Origin of the sequence: Pediococcus acidilactici DSM 20284, from assembly GCF_000146325.1 — a bacterium.
In the GTDB taxonomy this organism is placed as follows: domain Bacteria; phylum Bacillota; class Bacilli; order Lactobacillales; family Lactobacillaceae; genus Pediococcus; species Pediococcus acidilactici.
Map to the genome: position 1 here is coordinate 1,390,647 of NZ_GL397067.1, position 16,107 is coordinate 1,406,753.

Sequence of the window (16,107 nt, forward strand, 5' to 3'; positions counted from 1 at the left end):
TGTCGACAAACAGTTCTTTTACTGTTCATCTACACTTGTTATTCTAGAGCCAAAGTAATCAAGGAAACTTAAAACTTGGAGGTGCTTTTTTGGTTTGTGATAGCATGTACGCTATCATAAAAACATGAAAAGGATAGAGTTTGACTACTATGATTGAAACGTATGGACTACACGTAGCAGAGAGGCAAAAATGGACAAAAAAATTGGAAAAAATTTATATGAGATCCGCTCCAAATGGGCTTCTAATATCCAACGGGCAATTTACTTTCAATTCAAAGATAATAAATACATCATTACAAATGGGTTTATCAAAAAGTCACAAAAGACACCAGCTAGTGAGAAAAAAATTGCTAGAGATAGAAGGACACTTTATTTTAAAAAGGAGGAATCATAGATGAGTAAAATTGATGAATATATCGAAAAAAGAAGTGCACAAGACGCTGATTTTGCTAAGCAAGTTGAACAAGAAGACATTAATTTGGAAGTAGCGATAAAGGTGCGTTCTTTAAGGGAAGATATGGGGTTAACACAACGAGAATTTGCCCAGGTGATTGGAAAACCACAATCTACTGTTGCAAGAATTGAGAACGGTAATATGAATGCTTCAACCAAGATGCTTTCAGACATTGCAAAGGCAACCAAGCAAAGACTGACTATCCAGTTTGAGCCTGTCCATTAAGAATAAAAGTCATTAAAAGAGCCTATCACTACAGATACGGACATTTACTTCTTGCTGAAAATCTTCGTCATGGTTGATTTTTTGGGGGGAGTCAAAAAGAGGGCTTTATATAATAGGAAGAAAAGTGTTTGGAAATGCAATACAAAAAACGTCGATCGGCCCGTTTGGACTAATCGACGCTTTTTAAATATTATTCTATTTTAAATACAATTGGTAGGCAAAGCGTTTATTATCAACTTCGTTTTCGTCAATGAAGTCAATAATCCCACGATACTCAAATCCATTGTTGGTAATAACTTTTTGCATCCCCTTGTTAAGCGGGTGGGTATCGACGCGAACTTCGTCGTAACCAAGTAAAGAACTAATGGTGAAGAGACCTTGCATCATCTTCTCAGATAGACGTTGACCGCGGAACTTCGATGAAATCGCAATCCGGTGAATTGACATATATTTGTCATCAGGGTTGCCCCGCCAACTACCTTCCTGGATATCGTCGTAGTTAACATCGTTATCTGGCCACAATGCGGCCGTACCAGCAATCTGTCCATCGACCATTAATACATAACTAATTTGTTGCTCAATATCTTTCTCAATGTCTTGGTTAGTAGGGTAGCCAGCCTGCCACTGGTTGATTCCCTGTTCCTTCAAATAAGCCTTAGCTTCATTAATAATTGTTAAAATGGCTGGTAAATCAGCCTTAGTTGCTCTACGCAAATAAGATGTTGTCATAATTCCCGTCTCCATTTTCTTTTTCTGAAAAAATAATTCTAACCCAATTTCGCAGAGATGTCACCCTAAAATTTTTGGTGAAAACGAATTCATTTAATATATTTCCTATTTGGGAAAATTCAAGGCTAATATTAACCCATTAAATATGCTAATATATGTAGATAGTAAAGAATTTAGGGGTGGTAGCATGAAGAAAGTTCGGAACTGGAGATTAACCCTCGGTTGGCAAATCCTCATTGGTCTAATCTTGGGAGTCGTTTTAGGCGCTAGTTTTTACCATAATCAAGTTGCTATCACGGTCATGCAAAATCTAGGAACCATGTTCATCCACATGATTCAAATGATTGTTTTGCCGATCGTGGTATCTTGTCTGACCGTTGGAATCGCCGGAATGGGTGACGTTAGTGAACTTGGCCGCGTCGGGTTGAAGACTTTGATATACTTCGAAGTTTTGACCACGATTGCGTTAATTGTCGGAATGATTTTTGCTAACGTTTTTCATCCGGGAACGTATATCGACATTCACAGCCTGCAAAGTACGGATATCAGTTCTTACGTGGAGACGGCTAAAGCAGCCAAATCCAACAGTGGAATTTGGGCCACGTTGATGAACATTATCCCGACGAATATTTTTTCATCGCTGGCTGAAGGAAACATGATGCCGGTCATCTTCTTCTCCGTGCTTTTTGGCTTAGGATTAACGGCCATTGGCAAGCAGGGGCAGATTTTGATTGATGCACTTACCGCTGTGCAAGAAGTTATGTTTAAAGTTACCAACTGGATCATGCACTTTTCACCAATTGGGGTCTGCGCGTTGATTGGCGTGACGATTGCCCAAATGGGAATTGATGCCCTAAAGCCGTTGGGACTGTTCGTTTTAATTACTTACGTGGCAATGCTTTTCTTTGTGCTTGTGGTACTTGGCTTAGTTGCGAAGTTCCACAACATCAACTTCTTTGAACTCCTGAAAGTTATTAAAAACGAGTTGATTTTGGCGTTTTCGACGGCTAGTTCGGAAGCAGCCTTACCAAAAATGATTGATAAAATGCAAAAATACGGGGTGAGCCAAGGAATCGTTTCTTTCGTAATCCCCACAGGGTACACATTTAACCTCGACGGCTCGGCAATTTACCAGGCGGTCGGTGCGCTGTTCTTAGCACAGGCGTACGGAATTCATTTGACGCTCGGTCACCAGATTACGTTGTTGGTAGTCTTGATGATTACTTCGAAGGGAATGGCCGGGGTACCCGGGGCGTCCTTCGTAGTGCTTCTAGCAACCGTAGCAACGATTGGCGTACCGATGAGCGGGTTGACCTTCATCGCTGGTGTGGACCGGATCATCGATATGGGCCGGACGGCAGTAAACGTAGTAGGAAATTCGTTGGCAGCCATCATAATGGGCAAGTCCGAAGGCGAATTTGACGAAGAAAAACACCGGAAGTATGTGGGAAATCTGTAGAGAGCGGAAGCCCCTGGGCAGCTTTTGAGGATTAACGGAAATAGGGAACTAATCGCGATTTAGGCGATTGGTTCCCTATTTTGGTTAACCGGAAGAAGCTAGGGGCTGGAGCTCATTTTGACTACGCAGCAGAGAAGCGTAACGGAATTGAGGTACAATGCGATTTAGGCGATTGACGGCGGGATTTTATTAACCGGAAGAAGTTGGGTTTCGGAGCACGTTTCGGCTATGCAGCATAGCCAATTAAACCAAGAGCAGGAAGGCCCCTTTAGTTTGCTTTCAATGATTCAAAATGGAAATATACTTCCATTTTGAATCTAACGACTAGAACAAAAAAGGTTGAGGAATTTTTCCTCAACCTTTTTTATTTAACCTAATTCAACCGTGAAGTTCAGCAGTCGACTAACGTAGTTCGGGTGGTGATTAAGTTGTTGAATCGTGCGCTGAAGGGTTTCTAAATTATCAGTAATAATCCCGTTAACGCCCATGAAGGTCAGTTTGGCCATGACGTCGCGGTCGTTAACCGTCCAAGCGTAAACTTTGCGACCGGTGAGCTGGGCGGTAATTAAGAAGGAGTTATTCAAGGTGGAATGCTCCATCGTATAAAAATCGGCTTTAGATTGCGGCACGCCGATAAAGTTAAATGGCAGGATGTAGCCAACTTGGAGCTTAGGGTTCAAGGTTTTTAACTTTTCGACGGCATCGTAATCTAGGCTGTGGACCTCGTCGTGGTTGGCCACCAGGCGTTTACCGTAGCGCTTATTAAAGGTGGTAATGGAATTGGAAGAATCCCGTTTCGTAGTCTTAAGTTCCACTAGTAAGCGCTGGTGCAAACGTTCGGCGGTTGCTAAGTAGTCGTCAAAACTGGCAACCTTCGCGGAAGTCCCGTTTTCCCGGGCAGTTAAGCGGGTAATTTGCCGAAGCGTCAAGTCATGCGGCCGTTTATTAACGCCGGTCAATTGTTTCAAGTTCTCGTCATGCATTACCACAAACTGGTGGTCCTTAGTTTCATGCAGGTCCATTTCAATGAAATCGGGATGCAACCGGCTGGTGTTAATTAGCGCTGGAATGGTGTTTTGCACCCCATTTTTCGCGTTAACTCCGCGGTGAGAAATGGTTAACGGCGTGGAAGTGAAAAAGCCGTTCAGATAAAGGGCGTTAAAGCCGAGGATCCCCAAGAACAAAACCCCCGCCAAGGCCTTAAACCACCAATGTTTGCCTGATTGATAACTAAGTCGTTGGAGCTGATTACTGAGCTTCCGACTACTGATAACGAAGCTAGCTTGATTTTTGAGCTGGTCAGCCATGATCATCAGTGAACCAGTTCCTAAGGCGATGCTCATTAACAGGAGTACCAGCTCAATCAAGAGCAGGTTGATGGAGGCTGCCCAATAGTCCCAGGAAGCCGGAAGATGATGGTCAGCCAGAGCCTGAAGCGCTAAAATAAGCGCCTGTCCCAAAATTGACAGACCGACGTTGACCACGATTAACAATCCCAGTTGCTTAACAATGGTTTTGAAGTTCAATTTGGTTAACCGCCAGCTTTTCTGGACGGCTTGGCGGCCCGTACTGCGTCCCAGGATAATCAGCGGAAGGGCCAAGAAGAACCGAATCCCTAAGTAAAAGGTAACTAAGTAAAGTAAAATCAGCACTAAAAGCAGGGGCCGATTTTCGTATAGAAAATAGTTAATAATGAAGTCGGGCACTCGCACTTTGTTCAATAGCGGAGTCGAGATGCCCAGCCCCCCAAACGGCAGAATAATTAAACAATAAATTAATAAGTAACCGACCGCACGGCCAAAAGTGTGCCGCACCCGTTGGAAAGAAAGGGTGATTAGCGAATTTAAGGCTAATTTTTTACCTTGGTTAATCTGCATAATGCCTAGAAATAAGAAGGTCACCTGCCAGTAAATGGCGACGATCACGGCGAGAATCAGGAGTAGGCAACCGATGTCCAAAAACGGATGGTTGGTGACCACCTCAACGAAATTGGTGTTGGAAAGGTAGCGCACCCCCGCCAAACGCAACATGATGCTGCCAATCAAGGTGAAAAGCGGGATAATGCCCGCGTAAATCACCACGATACTGGTAATGAATAGGCTGAGATAGCTAAGTAAATGTTTAAAAATAAAACGATACGTTTTGGTGATGCTCGCCATAAAGGGCCTCCTAGATAACTGTTCTTCTTGTTATTCTAGCAGAGAAAGTGCGGTATTTAAAACGCCAGGAGGGTAGCAAACGGCGAAAAGGCAGGTGGTTTACGCGGTTGACGGCCTTTTGTTAATTAAGGCCTCGGCGTTGTTTAAGCTAAGCCACGGATTTTCGGCTACTAAGGTCGCTAGGTATTTTGCCTTCAATGGTGCCTAAACGTGTATCAAAAGCCAGTTTGTTCCGCTTAACCAAAAATTGACCATTACGCCTGAATTTGGCATAATGGTCAATTTTTGGTTAATGCTCGCAAACTACCCAACTTTCGTCCCACTCTCGTATCGAATGGATTAAATTTTATAGTTCTTGCGTAGTAAATGCTTTCTTCGCTGCATCATATTGGTGAAGGTAACGGTGCTCATCGAACTCTTCGAAGAAGGCGTTTTTATCCTCCGGATTAGGGTAGAAGAAAGTTTCCTCATCGCCCTTAACCACTTTGATTCCTACTCGCGGGGTGTTGACCGTAGTCAAACGGGTGGTCGGTGAGGATAGGTAAGTGGCGATGTATTTTTTAATAATCGTGAGGTCCATATTCGTAACTCCTTAATTTAAAGTACGTCACGCGTCTGTGGCGTATCCAGAATGTAATTGTTAATTACCTTGGAAGAAATCGCCGGCGTCTTTGCCAAAATCGATTGCGCGACAATTGATTGGGACAGTTGTTCTTGATAAAAATCATTGGGCACGAACTGACTAATGCTTAAAACAATGAAGGTGATCAGGTAACTGATTACGAATCCAGCGACGGCGCCTGCCAAGCCGTTGACTTGATGAATGATGGGTAACCAGGTAATCATTTGTGAAAACCGGACGATTAAGCGAATCGCAATCCAGCCCACAAGCATCAAAAAGATGAAGGAAACTGCGTTCATCGTGGTTAAATTAGTCAAGGGGTCGTGGTTCCCGTTCCCAAAAGTACGGGAGAGAAATTCGGCAAAGGGCGCGGTGAAGTTTTTGGCTGCCGCAAACACAATTAAATAACCCACTAGATAAATGATTTCGGCAACTAGTCCGCGCCGGTAGCCAGAAAAAAAGGCCGAAATCAAGATTAAGATTAAAATTAACGATAGTAGCATTAAAAGCTCCTTGTTGAATTTAATTGGTTAACTAACCATAATTGGGGTTAGTCAGACACAGATATTAGAGTTCCTAACGTCATTACTCGTTAGTGAGTGTTCAATATTGACGAGGAAAACTGGGTGTTCAGCAGATGAGACACCTTATATAAATAACCACTATAGAGGAAAAAACGTTGCTATTCAAGTTCAATTAACCTGTTTGAAGTTCAATTTAAGTTAAAAATGAAGTTCAAATTTAACTTAAAGACCTTGTGAAATAGCGGATTTCGGCAATGCTTGCTCTAATATCGGCTTCTTGAGAAAAGCGTCTTTACAAATCTGTTAGTGAAGAAGTAAAATTGATAAGTAATTTAAAATGATTCTAAATTAGGGAACGGAATGGGGAGAAATTGGATGAGTAAAAAGGCGAAGCAAAATACGTTAGCACAAAAAATTAACGTAATTCGGGCCAGTGTAATGGGTGCCAACGACGGGATCCTATCGGTAGCCGGAATTGTGTTGGGAGTTGCGGGGGCGACAACCAATAGCTTTGCAATTTTTATTTCCGGAATTTCGGGAATGTTAGCCGGAACGGTTTCCATGGCGATGGGCGAATACGTTTCTGTAAATTCTCAAAAGGATTCGCAGGAAAACGCGGTTAACCACCAACGGCAAGCACTTGAAGATGACTACCAAAAGGAACTTGATTTTGTTGCCGAAAAGTACGCAAAAACTGGCATTCCTGAGGACTTAGCTCAAAAAGCGGCCCGGGAAATGATGGAAAAAGATGCGCTACTAACGACCGTGCGCGAACGTTACGGTTTTGATATGCATAACTTTACCAGCCCTTACCAAGCGGCGATTGCTTCCATGATCGCCTTTTCGTTGGGTTCGTTATTACCACTACTGACGATTACCTTTGCTAAACATAGTATTCGGGTGCCGCTAACCGTCGTTTCCGTAGTGGTTGCCCTCGCTATTACCGGTTACGCCGCGGCGGCGATCGGCAAAGCAGTGCGACGGCGGGCGGTTGTCCGCAACGTGATTGCCGGACTATTAACGATGGGCGCGACCTACCTGATTGGCTCACTTTTCGCGCGGTAAGGGGATGAATGATCATGAAAAAGAAAACTAAAATGAGTATGGATAACAAATTAAATATGCTACGGGCCGGCGTATTGGGTGCCAACGACGGAATTTTAACGGTAGTCGGGGTTCTTTTTAGTGTGGTTGCGGCGACTACCAACCCGTTCATCATCTTTATTGCCGGCTTGTCCGACCTTTTGTCATGCGCCTTTTCGATGTCGGCGGGCGAATATGCTTCGGTAAGTTCCCAGCGCGATACTGAAAAAGCGGCCGTAGGGGAAGAGAAGCTCCGGTTAAAAGCTGACCCGGAAGCCGAATATGAATTGGTGGCGAATTTTTACGTGGAAAAAGGGGTTACGGAAGAGACCGCGCACCAAATTGCTCGATCACTAATGGATACCGCACCGTTAAAAACGGCAGTTGATGTTCGTTACGACATGGATTTGGACGAGTACCTAACTCCGTGGGGCGCCGCAATTTCGTCATTATTTTCTGCCGCGTTAGGCGGGGTCTTTCCCTTAGTGGCGATGACGCTGGCGCCAAGTGATTTTAAAATGCAGGCAACTATCATTGCGACGGTGATTTCCGTAGCGTTAACCGGCTTCTTAAGTTCTGAATTGGGAAACGGTTTGCCCAAGAAAGCGGTCATCCGCAACGTGATCGTCGGAATCATTACGATGTTCATCCATTACTACATTGGAAAATTATTTTAATAAAACTTCAAAAACGCTTCCAAACTCGATTGCTAAAGTGAACCTAGCTAATAAATGCCCGTCTAAAGGCATTTTGCGGGGTTGTCAAACAAATCGAATATGATATGATGTCTGTGGTTCAAGATTGAGAAAAGGAAGGAATTTAAAATGAGTAACGAGATCAAGAACCCTAAGAAGCGGCGAAAATTAATTTCGTACGCAAACGGCCGTTCGTTGGAGGAAATCAACGGGACGGTTAAGGTTCCTAAAAATATTGGTTTTTGGAAAACTTTGTTTATGTATTCGGGGCCAGGCGCATTAGTTGCGGTAGGTTATATGGACCCTGGTAATTGGTCAACATCAATCACTGGGGGGCAAAACTTCCAGTACATGTTAATGTCGATTATCTTGATTTCGAGTTTAATCGCGATGTTGTTACAATACATGGCGGCTAAACTGGGAATTGTGAGTCAGATGGACCTCGCCCAAGCAATTCGGGCGCGGACTAGTAGAGCACTGGGAATCGTCTTGTGGATATTAACGGAGTTGGCGATCATGGCGACCGATATCGCAGAAGTTATCGGGGCGGCAATCGCGCTTTATTTGTTATTCCATATTCCGCTAGTGGTGGCGGTATTCATTACCGTATTTGACGTATTATTGCTATTATTGTTAACCAAGATCGGTTTCCGGAAAATTGAAGCCATCGTGGTTTGTTTAATCATGGTAATTTTGGTCGTCTTCGTCTACCAAGTAGCCCTTTCAAATCCGAGCTGGGGCGCGGTATTTGGCGGATTGATTCCAACGACCAAGGCATTTGCGACAACCCCAACGGTGGGCGGCATGACCCCGTTGAGCGGTTCGCTAGGAATCATCGGAGCTACCGTAATGCCCCATAATTTGTACTTGCATTCGGCAGTTTCGCAAACTCGGAAGATCAACCACGATGATGAAGAAGACGTAGCACGCACCGTGCGGTTTTCCACTTGGGATTCCAACATTCAGTTATCGTTTGCCTTCGTGGTTAACGCACTGTTGTTGGTAATGGGTGTGGCCGTATTTAAGACCGGCGCCGTGCAAGACCCGTCCTTCTTCGGGCTGTTCCACGCGCTAAACGACACTTCGACGTTAAGTAACGGAATTTTGATTGGGGTCGCTAAGACCGGAATTCTATCGACCCTCTTTGCGGTAGCCCTCTTGGCTTCGGGTCAAAATTCTACCATTACCGGAACGTTGACCGGACAAGTAATCATGGAAGGTTTCGTGCACATGCGGATGCCGTTATGGGCACGGCGCTTGATTACCCGGCTGATCTCGGTAGTGCCAGTATTAATTTGTGTAATGTTAACTAGTGGGAAGGGCAGCATTCAAGAACACGAAGCCCTCAATAACTTGATGAACAATTCGCAGGTCTTCTTGGCCTTCGCGTTACCATTCTCGATGGTACCGTTGCTGATGATGACCGATAGTCGCGTGGAAATGGGCGACCGGTTTAAAAACAGCTGGATTGTCCGAATTTTAGGCTGGATTTCGGTAATCTTCTTAACTTACTTGAACCTAACTGGATTACCAGATTCAATCGCGGCCTTCTTCGGCGAAAATGCCAGTGCAGCGGAAATTAGCATGGCTCACGACATTGCCTACGTGTTAATTGTGGCGGTTTTGGCCCTACTGGCGTGGACGGTAATTGAATTGTACAAGGGAAATAAACGTTACGAAATTGAACTTGCAGAAAAAGCTAACGCAAAGGAGGCGGCATAATGGCCTTCGATGTGAAAAGAATTTTAGTTGGAGTGGACGACTCTAAAGACGCTTTGTTGGCTCTTGACTACGCAATTAATTTAGCGAAAGATGCGAACCGCGAATTGGTGATTGTTTCGGTGCTGGAAAACGACGAAATGAATGTGTTCCAAGCCCTCGACAAGGACTACATTCATGGGGAACGAGCTGAATTGGAACAACACATTTTGACCTACCAAAAGCAGGCGCAAGATGCTGGCGTTACCAATGTCCGTTGCGTGGTGACGGAAGGCGATCCCGGTGAGACAATCGTTGAAGAAGTAATTCCCGCGGTTAAACCAGATTTGTTGGTAGTTGGCGCGGAATCGAAAAAGGGCATTGCCCGTCGTTTTGGGAGTCAAGCCGCATACATGGCAAAATATGCTCCGATTACGGTAACGGTAGTGCGGTAGTTTAATCTTTAATAAACCTAGGAGGACGGCAAACCAATTGGCACCGTCCTCTTTTTTATGAACGGGGGAGCAAAGTGAATTTTGTGATTATTGGACTAACTTTTCTTAGCGTCAATTTAGATTTCTTTTTTATGCTGTTGTTTTTGGTTCGCAAATATAGGCTATCCGCGGTCTTAAGTGGTTATTTGCTGGGCACGTTGCTGTTGGTGACGGCGAGTTATTTAATTGGCCAAACCCTCTCCGCTTTTTTGCCGGAATGGTTACTGGGAGTGCTCGGGTTCTTGCCGATTTACCTAGCAATTAAGGATGACGATGACGAAGTTAACGCGACCCAGTCCGGTGCTTCGGCGGTCGGGACGGTTTTGGTGACCTACCTTTCCGTGTGCACGGGATGCAACCTGGCAATCTTTTTGCCAGTTTTAATGCACGCCCAGCTTGCTGAATTTTTCGTTGCCCTGTTATTAATCTTGGGATTGAGCGCGGTGGCCGTCCTCGTGATTAATTTACTTAGCAAAAATTCGCTCGTCAGCCAAGTGATGGAAAAATATGGCGAGAAACTTATGAAGGTTTGCTACGTGTTGATCGGGCTGTACGTTTTTTGGGACAGCGGCTTAGTGGCCCATTTAATCCGGTTGGTTGGATAATTGATAAGGAAAGTAAAATCGAATGATACACCCGCATAGCGCAAAAAAAGACCCCGACTACTGACACTAGTCGGGGTCTTGGTGATTCTATGCTTGCCACATGATTGCATCTAGAGTATAACACAATCATTTGATGACTTGCTACAATTTTAAGTAGGATATTTAATATGTTTTGAAAAAATAATTCCGGCTAAAAACGATTCGTATTGAATCGTTTTTTTTAGTTTCTAAGGAAGACAAAAATCCCCGCTATTATCGCGAATAGCGAAGATTTTGGAGCCTGTGGTGACTGCACAAGATCTGGATGACTACCCAAATTAAACAAAGTTAACTTGGAAAGTTTCCCGGCGGGTAACCCCGTCAGTGCGAACTTGTAGGTGATCTTGCTGGGCAGTCCGGGTCACGGCAAAACTTGGGTGGTAGTTACCATAAAAATGAAAATAGAATTTATTTTCTGAATCTGGTTTCGCGGTGACCAAGCAGGCTGAATGATCGGAAGCCCGTACAACTTGGTTAGCAACGTTGGTACGACAATTAATTTGAACCATAAACCTCGCCTCCGCCTCTAGCTTAACACTATTAAAGGTTAATGGCGCAAGCTGCTAATCATTATTAGCAATTTCTTTTTGCAAAGTATCTAAGAATAGGCGATTTAAGTTAGGTAACTGGTGATTTTTACTCCACACCAGAGTGTTAGGTTCTGTAATCTCGGGTGCCAGTGGCCGAAAAACTAGACCATTTTTAGTGGTGTAGTTATCGATTAGTTTATCGTAGGTGAGGGCTATGACAGCGCCCGTTTTCACTAATAAACTACCATTAAAAATAAGGTTATAAGTGCCGACAAAATTAAGCTGGTCAAAAAGGTCTCCACTCCAAATCTGAAAAGTCCCCCTTTGGGCAGCTTGTCGAGAGGTGATTAGCGGACGGCCAACCAAGTCGATTGGCTGGATCACGTCCTTTTCAGCAAGTTGGGCATCCGCTCGCATTAGCACTCCCCACCGATTTTCTTCGGGAAGCTGGAGGGTGTTGTAATTATTGAGGTTATGATAGCCCATGAGAACGCCGAATTCCAAAAGCCCGGCATCTAGCCCGGCTAAAATGTCCTCATAATCGCCACTCCGCAAATTCACCCGAACTTCCGGATATTGGCGCATGATTTGGTGGAGAGTTTCCATAAGGGGTGTGATTCCACTGCTTTCCCCGGCGCCGATTTCAATCGTGCCACTGATCACATCTTGTTTTTGGAGGTGATAGGTAGTCTTATTAACCAACCCCACAATCTGTTGGGCACGGCCCAGAAGATAGTGACCTTCCTGAGTTAAGGCCAAATGGCGGTGCTCCCGGCGAAAAAGTTTAACCCCGAGTTCGTCTTCCAAGTCAGCAATTTGTCGTGAAAGCGCGGGTTGGGAAACGTTGAGTAACTCGGCAGCCCGGGACATGTTTAACTCTTGAGCGATGGTGACGAAGTAGCGTAATACGCGAATATCCATGATGGTTAGCTCCTAACTATAATAAAATGTTATCAAAAATCATGTTTAATAAGTATTTAACATTACTATAAAACCCCGCTAAACTATAGTCAATCAGTTATTTGAGTAGCAAGGGGATGAGCATTTGGAATCTAAATTGGATTTAGGTACCGCCGCTTATAGTCAAGTTGACGAAGTAGTAAAAACTAATCAACGACTTTTACAACAGTTAAATACTCAGGAGCATTCGGTTGCTGAAATCCGTCAGCTGGTCAGTCAAATCACTAACGAACGAATTGACGACAGCACCGAAATTCGGTTACCATTTCGCACGGATTTTGGCCGGAACCTTCATATTGGAAAAGATGTTTTCATTAATAGCGGGGCCATGTTTGTTGACCTAGGCGGAATTTACTTGGGCGACCACGTTTTAATTGGGCCTAACGTAACCATCGCTTCGGTTAACCACCGGATGGAACCGCAGGAACGACGGCATTTGAACCTGAAGTCGGTATACATTCACCAAAATGCCTGGCTAGGGGCTAACGTGACGGTGACTCCCGGGGTAGTAATTGGCGAAAACGCAGTGGTGGCCGCGGGTGCCGTGGTAACCCGAAATGTACCGAAAAATACCGTAGTAGCGGGAGTACCTGCCCGCATAATCAAGAAGATTAAGGATTAGGAGGAATTTTGAGATGAGTTTGCAAGATAAAGTAGTAGTGATTATGGGAGCTTCAAGTGGAATTGGCGCGGCAACTGCCCGGCTTTTAGCAGAACGCGGCGCTAAACTAACCCTAGCTGCGCGGCGACTAGCACGATTGGAAGAAATTAAATCAGCATATCCAGAGGCCTTAATCGAAACCGTGGAAGCTGACGTAACCGACATGGCTGCAGTACAATCAGTAATTGATCATACTGTGGCAAAATTTGGCCGGGTTGACGTACTTTTTAACAATGCCGGGATCATGCCGGTTAACAATTTGAGTGAGCTTGCTCACCAAGAATGGCAACAAATGCTCGATATCAATGTTAAGGGTGTTCTTAACGGAATCGCGGCTGCTTTACCAGTGATGCGCAAGCAAAAATTCGGTCACGTAATTTCGACCTCTTCAGTACTAGGTTACGAAGTGTTGCCGGGTTATGCGGCATATTCAGGAACCAAATTTGCGGTACGCGCAATCATGGAAGGCTTACGTGAAGAAGAACGCCAAAATGGTATTAAGACGACCGTAATTGCTCCGGGATCGGTAAAAACAGAATTGTTTGATTCAATTAATAATCAAGAAGTTCGTGAAAGTTTAAAGGCGGCTCAAAAACAGCCGGGTGCGGAAATGATGGCATTGGAACCAGAAGAAATCGCCCAAGCAGTAGCCTTTGTGATTGACACGCCTAAGAATATGGCGGTTAATGAAATGGTAATTCGGCCTACGGGTCAAGAAATTTAGGAGGAATTTTGAAATGAATATTTTTGAAGAAAGTTTTACGTTAAATAATGGAGTAAAGATTCCCAAGCTAGCACTAGGTACTTGGGAAATTCCGGATGATCAGGTTGCCGAAGCGGTGCGGCAAGCCGTTAAAATCGGCTACCGGCACATTGATACCGCACAAGCATATGGTAACGAACGCGGGGTTGGTGAAGGTGTTCGAACCGCTGGCATAAAACGCGAAGACCTTTTCGTGAACTCGAAAGTGGCTGCAGAAATTAAAGACTACGAAGGCGCGAAGAAGTCGATTGACGAAACCTTAGCGAAAATGAAGTTAGACTACTTGGACATGATGATTATTCATAATCCGCAACCATGGGTCGAAGTTAACCAATCTAACGACCGCCATTTTGCGGGCAATGTGGAAGTTTGGCGTGCTCTAGAGGATGCCATGCATGCAGGCAAGTTACGAGCAATCGGGGTTTCCAGTTTTGAAAAGGAAGATCTTGATAACCTTATGGCGCACAGTGATACCAAACCAATGGTTAACCAAATTTTGACTCACATTGGTGCGACCCCAGAAGAATTAATTAATTACTCACAAGCTAACGACATTGTGGTTGAAGCCTTCTCGCCAATTGCTCATGGTGCCGCAATGCATAACGAAGCCATTAAACAAATGGCCGACAAGTACAAGGTTAGCGTACCGCAATTATCAATTCGCTACGCATGGCAATTAGGATTGGTTGTTTTACCAAAGACCGCTAATCCAGACCATATGCGTGCTAACGCAGAGCTAGATTTTGAAATTAGTGACGCTGATATGGCAACCTTAAAGCAAATGCACGGAATGGATTACGGAGATGCCGACATCTTCCCAGTATTTGGCGGTAAGATGAAGGGTTAAAAACTACCATATAATATGATAAAAAACAGCGGGGTTCAGAAATTCGTAATGAATTTCTGAACCCCGCTATTTATTGAGAAAATTTAAATTACCAAACTAGTTATTCTTCGGTTTAGCTTCAACCCAACTAGATAGCAAGTAGATGTTGATTGCAGAAAAAATCAGCAAAGTTATTAGCACGTAGACTGGGCTCAAGTAAAATTGAAGGTCGGCATTAGCGTTAAGCAAAGCAGTATGATGTTGGGCAATCAGTATAAGTACGTTGCTTATTAACTCCACGATGCGTCCAAAAATATACAAAATGACGACTACCAAGATAATTTTTGAAATCCGTTGGCCAGCCCTTGGCAAGAAATTACTAATCATCTCGGTGAGTAGATGAACTAAAGTAATCAGGGCCCAGAAGTTTAGTACTGCGAAGATAAGGGTCAGAATGATTGAAACGGTTAGCATAAAGGTTGAACCTGAAAAACCATCTACAAAGGCTTTAATCGTCATGTGCCAGTGAAAAATCAACGCAAAGATGACAATGCATAATCCAAAGTAGGCAAAACTAAGGAAAGTAGTGATCAGATTTGCCCAGTATAATTTTCCATTCGAAACCGGGATTAATCGGTATGTACTAGCAGTGTAGACGCGTTCGTTACGAACGGTTAATAAAATGTAAAGAAGCATACTAGCTAATCCCAAAACGGATTCAAAGGTAGCAAAGAGTGCGCCAGGGGCTGCGGCTATGCGGACCATTTCGTACAGCGTAATGACGACCGCAGCTAATGCGCTGAATCCTAGTACTTGGTTAGCAAGGCGGAATTTTTCTTGGAACAGTGCCTTGGATAAATCAAAAAATTTAGTCATATTCGACATCCTCCTTGTAGAAATCTTCGTAGTAGGACTCAATATCCTTACCGAGCGTCTCGCGAATTGTATCGGCCCGTTCTTGGGCAATCACGCGTTGGTCTCGCACGATGACGACTTCGTCAAGTAGGTTGGCGATGTCGGAAACGTGGTGATCGCTAATGATTATTGTGGCATTTTCTGGTTTCCAGCCGATGATGCTACTAATAATTTTTTTACGACTCATTCCATCAATTCCGTCAAACGGCTCGTCCAGCAAATATAGGTCGGTTTGGCGTGCGAGGGTGATGGCAATTACAAATTTACGCTGGTTCCCTTTGGATAACTGGTTAAGTCGGGCGTCTAGTTTTAAATTGAGGGTGTCTAACAAATGGTTAAAACGGGATAAATCAAAATCGGGATAGATTTGTTGGTAAAATTCCGCAATTTTAAATAACCTTTGGTTGTTTGAAAGGCTGCTAACCTGTTCGGTAAAACTGACAGATTTTTTACGAATTACTACCTGAGCATTACCGTTAATCATGATGGAACCTTGGCGAGGGATGTAACTACCGGCAATTAAGCGCATCAGGGTGGTTTTCCCCGCCCCGTTAGCGCCAAGCAATCCCACAATTTCGCCTTGAGGAAGTTCGAGATTGAGGTCTTTTAAGATTGAATGCAGGTTACGTTGGTAGCTTAAGTTTTTAATGTTCAGTAGATTTTCCA

18 protein-coding genes and 1 pseudogene are annotated in these 16,107 nt (G+C 44.1%); 11 read left to right on the forward strand and 8 right to left on the reverse strand.

What is annotated here, in order from left to right:
• Positions 1 to 152 precede the first annotated feature (152 nt).
• Both HMPREF0623_RS06715 and HMPREF0623_RS06720 read left to right on the forward strand, forming a co-directional pair.
• Positions 153 to 394, forward strand: a pseudogene (locus HMPREF0623_RS06715) (type II toxin-antitoxin system RelE/ParE family toxin); the annotation flags it as partial.
• Positions 395 to 679, forward strand: coding sequence for a helix-turn-helix domain-containing protein (locus HMPREF0623_RS06720; protein WP_004166445.1), 285 nt, complete (start codon positions 395 to 397; stop codon positions 677 to 679). It begins immediately after the preceding pseudogene.
• A 195-nt stretch (positions 680 to 874) separates the two neighbouring features.
• Here HMPREF0623_RS06720 and HMPREF0623_RS06725 read toward each other — a convergent pair whose 3' ends face one another.
• Positions 875 to 1,408 carry a GNAT family N-acetyltransferase gene (locus HMPREF0623_RS06725; protein ID WP_002829277.1) on the reverse strand — a complete coding sequence of 178 codons (534 nt, stop codon included), beginning with the start codon at positions 1,406 to 1,408 and terminating at the stop codon, positions 875 to 877.
• Between the two features lie 187 nt (positions 1,409 to 1,595).
• Here HMPREF0623_RS06725 and HMPREF0623_RS06730 point away from each other — a divergent pair, with 187 nt between their 5' ends.
• On the forward strand, positions 1,596 to 2,867 hold the full coding sequence (locus HMPREF0623_RS06730; RefSeq protein ID WP_036671370.1) for a cation:dicarboxylate symporter family transporter: 1,272 nt from the start codon (positions 1,596 to 1,598) through the stop codon (positions 2,865 to 2,867).
• Positions 2,868 to 3,235: 368 nt separating this feature from the next.
• Here HMPREF0623_RS06730 and HMPREF0623_RS06735 read toward each other — a convergent pair whose 3' ends face one another.
• From HMPREF0623_RS06735 to HMPREF0623_RS06745, 3 genes are all read right to left on the reverse strand, one after another.
• Positions 3,236 to 5,026 (reverse strand): glycerophosphoryl diester phosphodiesterase membrane domain-containing protein, encoded by a 1,791-nt coding sequence (locus tag HMPREF0623_RS06735; protein ID WP_002830797.1) that lies wholly within the window; start codon positions 5,024 to 5,026, stop codon positions 3,236 to 3,238.
• A 346-nt stretch (positions 5,027 to 5,372) separates the two neighbouring features.
• Positions 5,373 to 5,606, reverse strand: a complete 234-nt coding sequence (locus tag HMPREF0623_RS06740) for a hypothetical protein (RefSeq protein WP_002829274.1) — start codon at positions 5,604 to 5,606, stop codon at positions 5,373 to 5,375.
• A gap of 17 nt (positions 5,607 to 5,623) precedes the next feature.
• Positions 5,624 to 6,151, reverse strand: coding sequence for a CvpA family protein (locus HMPREF0623_RS06745; RefSeq protein ID WP_002829273.1), 528 nt, complete (start codon positions 6,149 to 6,151; stop codon positions 5,624 to 5,626).
• Between the two features lie 396 nt (positions 6,152 to 6,547).
• On the opposite strand from HMPREF0623_RS06745, the gene HMPREF0623_RS06750 reads away from it, so the two are divergent.
• The 5 genes from HMPREF0623_RS06750 (at position 6,548) to HMPREF0623_RS06770 (ending at position 10,747) form a co-directional block, all read left to right on the forward strand.
• On the forward strand, positions 6,548 to 7,237 hold the full coding sequence (locus HMPREF0623_RS06750) for a VIT1/CCC1 transporter family protein (RefSeq protein WP_002829272.1): 690 nt from the start codon (positions 6,548 to 6,550) through the stop codon (positions 7,235 to 7,237).
• 14 nt (positions 7,238 to 7,251) lie between these two features.
• Entirely contained in the window at positions 7,252 to 7,932 is a 681-nt protein-coding gene (locus HMPREF0623_RS06755) for a VIT1/CCC1 transporter family protein (RefSeq protein ID WP_036671375.1), read from the forward strand.
• Between the two features lie 147 nt (positions 7,933 to 8,079).
• Complete coding sequence (locus HMPREF0623_RS06760; protein WP_002829270.1) at positions 8,080 to 9,672, forward strand: Nramp family divalent metal transporter; 1,593 nt, start codon at positions 8,080 to 8,082, stop codon at positions 9,670 to 9,672.
• The gene (locus HMPREF0623_RS06765) at positions 9,672 to 10,103 is read left to right on the forward strand and encodes a universal stress protein (RefSeq protein ID WP_002829269.1); all 432 of its coding nucleotides are present in this window, start codon (positions 9,672 to 9,674) and stop codon (positions 10,101 to 10,103) included. Before HMPREF0623_RS06760 ends, HMPREF0623_RS06765 begins: the two co-directional genes overlap by 1 nt.
• Positions 10,104 to 10,177: 74 nt before the next feature.
• Positions 10,178 to 10,747: a cadmium resistance transporter gene (locus HMPREF0623_RS06770; RefSeq protein ID WP_002829267.1), complete on the forward strand. Its 570-nt coding sequence runs from the start codon at positions 10,178 to 10,180 to the stop codon at positions 10,745 to 10,747.
• A gap of 317 nt (positions 10,748 to 11,064) precedes the next feature.
• Here the strand turns inward: HMPREF0623_RS06770 and HMPREF0623_RS06775 are convergent, their stop codons facing one another.
• Complete coding sequence (locus HMPREF0623_RS06775) at positions 11,065 to 11,295, reverse strand: hypothetical protein (protein ID WP_002830799.1); 231 nt, start codon at positions 11,293 to 11,295, stop codon at positions 11,065 to 11,067.
• Positions 11,296 to 11,349: 54 nt separating this feature from the next.
• A complete protein-coding gene (locus HMPREF0623_RS06780; protein ID WP_002829266.1) occupies positions 11,350 to 12,237 on the reverse strand; it encodes a LysR family transcriptional regulator in 888 nt (295 codons plus the stop codon).
• A gap of 124 nt (positions 12,238 to 12,361) precedes the next feature.
• On the opposite strand from HMPREF0623_RS06780, the gene HMPREF0623_RS06785 reads away from it, so the two are divergent.
• The 3 genes from HMPREF0623_RS06785 to HMPREF0623_RS06795 are packed head-to-tail and all read left to right on the forward strand — an operon-like array spanning position 12,362 to position 14,547.
• Positions 12,362 to 12,898 carry a DapH/DapD/GlmU-related protein gene (locus HMPREF0623_RS06785; protein ID WP_002829265.1) on the forward strand — a complete coding sequence of 179 codons (537 nt, stop codon included), beginning with the start codon at positions 12,362 to 12,364 and terminating at the stop codon, positions 12,896 to 12,898.
• Positions 12,899 to 12,911: 13 nt separating this feature from the next.
• A complete protein-coding gene (locus tag HMPREF0623_RS06790) occupies positions 12,912 to 13,661 on the forward strand; it encodes an SDR family oxidoreductase (protein ID WP_004166453.1) in 750 nt (249 codons plus the stop codon).
• Positions 13,662 to 13,674: 13 nt separating this feature from the next.
• Positions 13,675 to 14,547 carry an aldo/keto reductase gene (locus HMPREF0623_RS06795; protein WP_004166454.1) on the forward strand — a complete coding sequence of 291 codons (873 nt, stop codon included), beginning with the start codon at positions 13,675 to 13,677 and terminating at the stop codon, positions 14,545 to 14,547.
• 96 nt (positions 14,548 to 14,643) lie between these two features.
• On the opposite strand, the gene HMPREF0623_RS06800 is transcribed toward HMPREF0623_RS06795, so the two are convergent.
• Both HMPREF0623_RS06800 and HMPREF0623_RS06805 read right to left on the reverse strand, forming a co-directional pair.
• The gene (locus HMPREF0623_RS06800) at positions 14,644 to 15,402 is read right to left on the reverse strand and encodes a hypothetical protein (protein WP_004166455.1); all 759 of its coding nucleotides are present in this window, start codon (positions 15,400 to 15,402) and stop codon (positions 14,644 to 14,646) included.
• Positions 15,395 to 16,107, reverse strand: a 713-nt coding sequence (locus HMPREF0623_RS06805; RefSeq protein ID WP_004166456.1) for an ATP-binding cassette domain-containing protein, incomplete at its 5' end; no start/stop codon positions are given. The genes HMPREF0623_RS06805 and HMPREF0623_RS06800, both read right to left, overlap by 8 nt.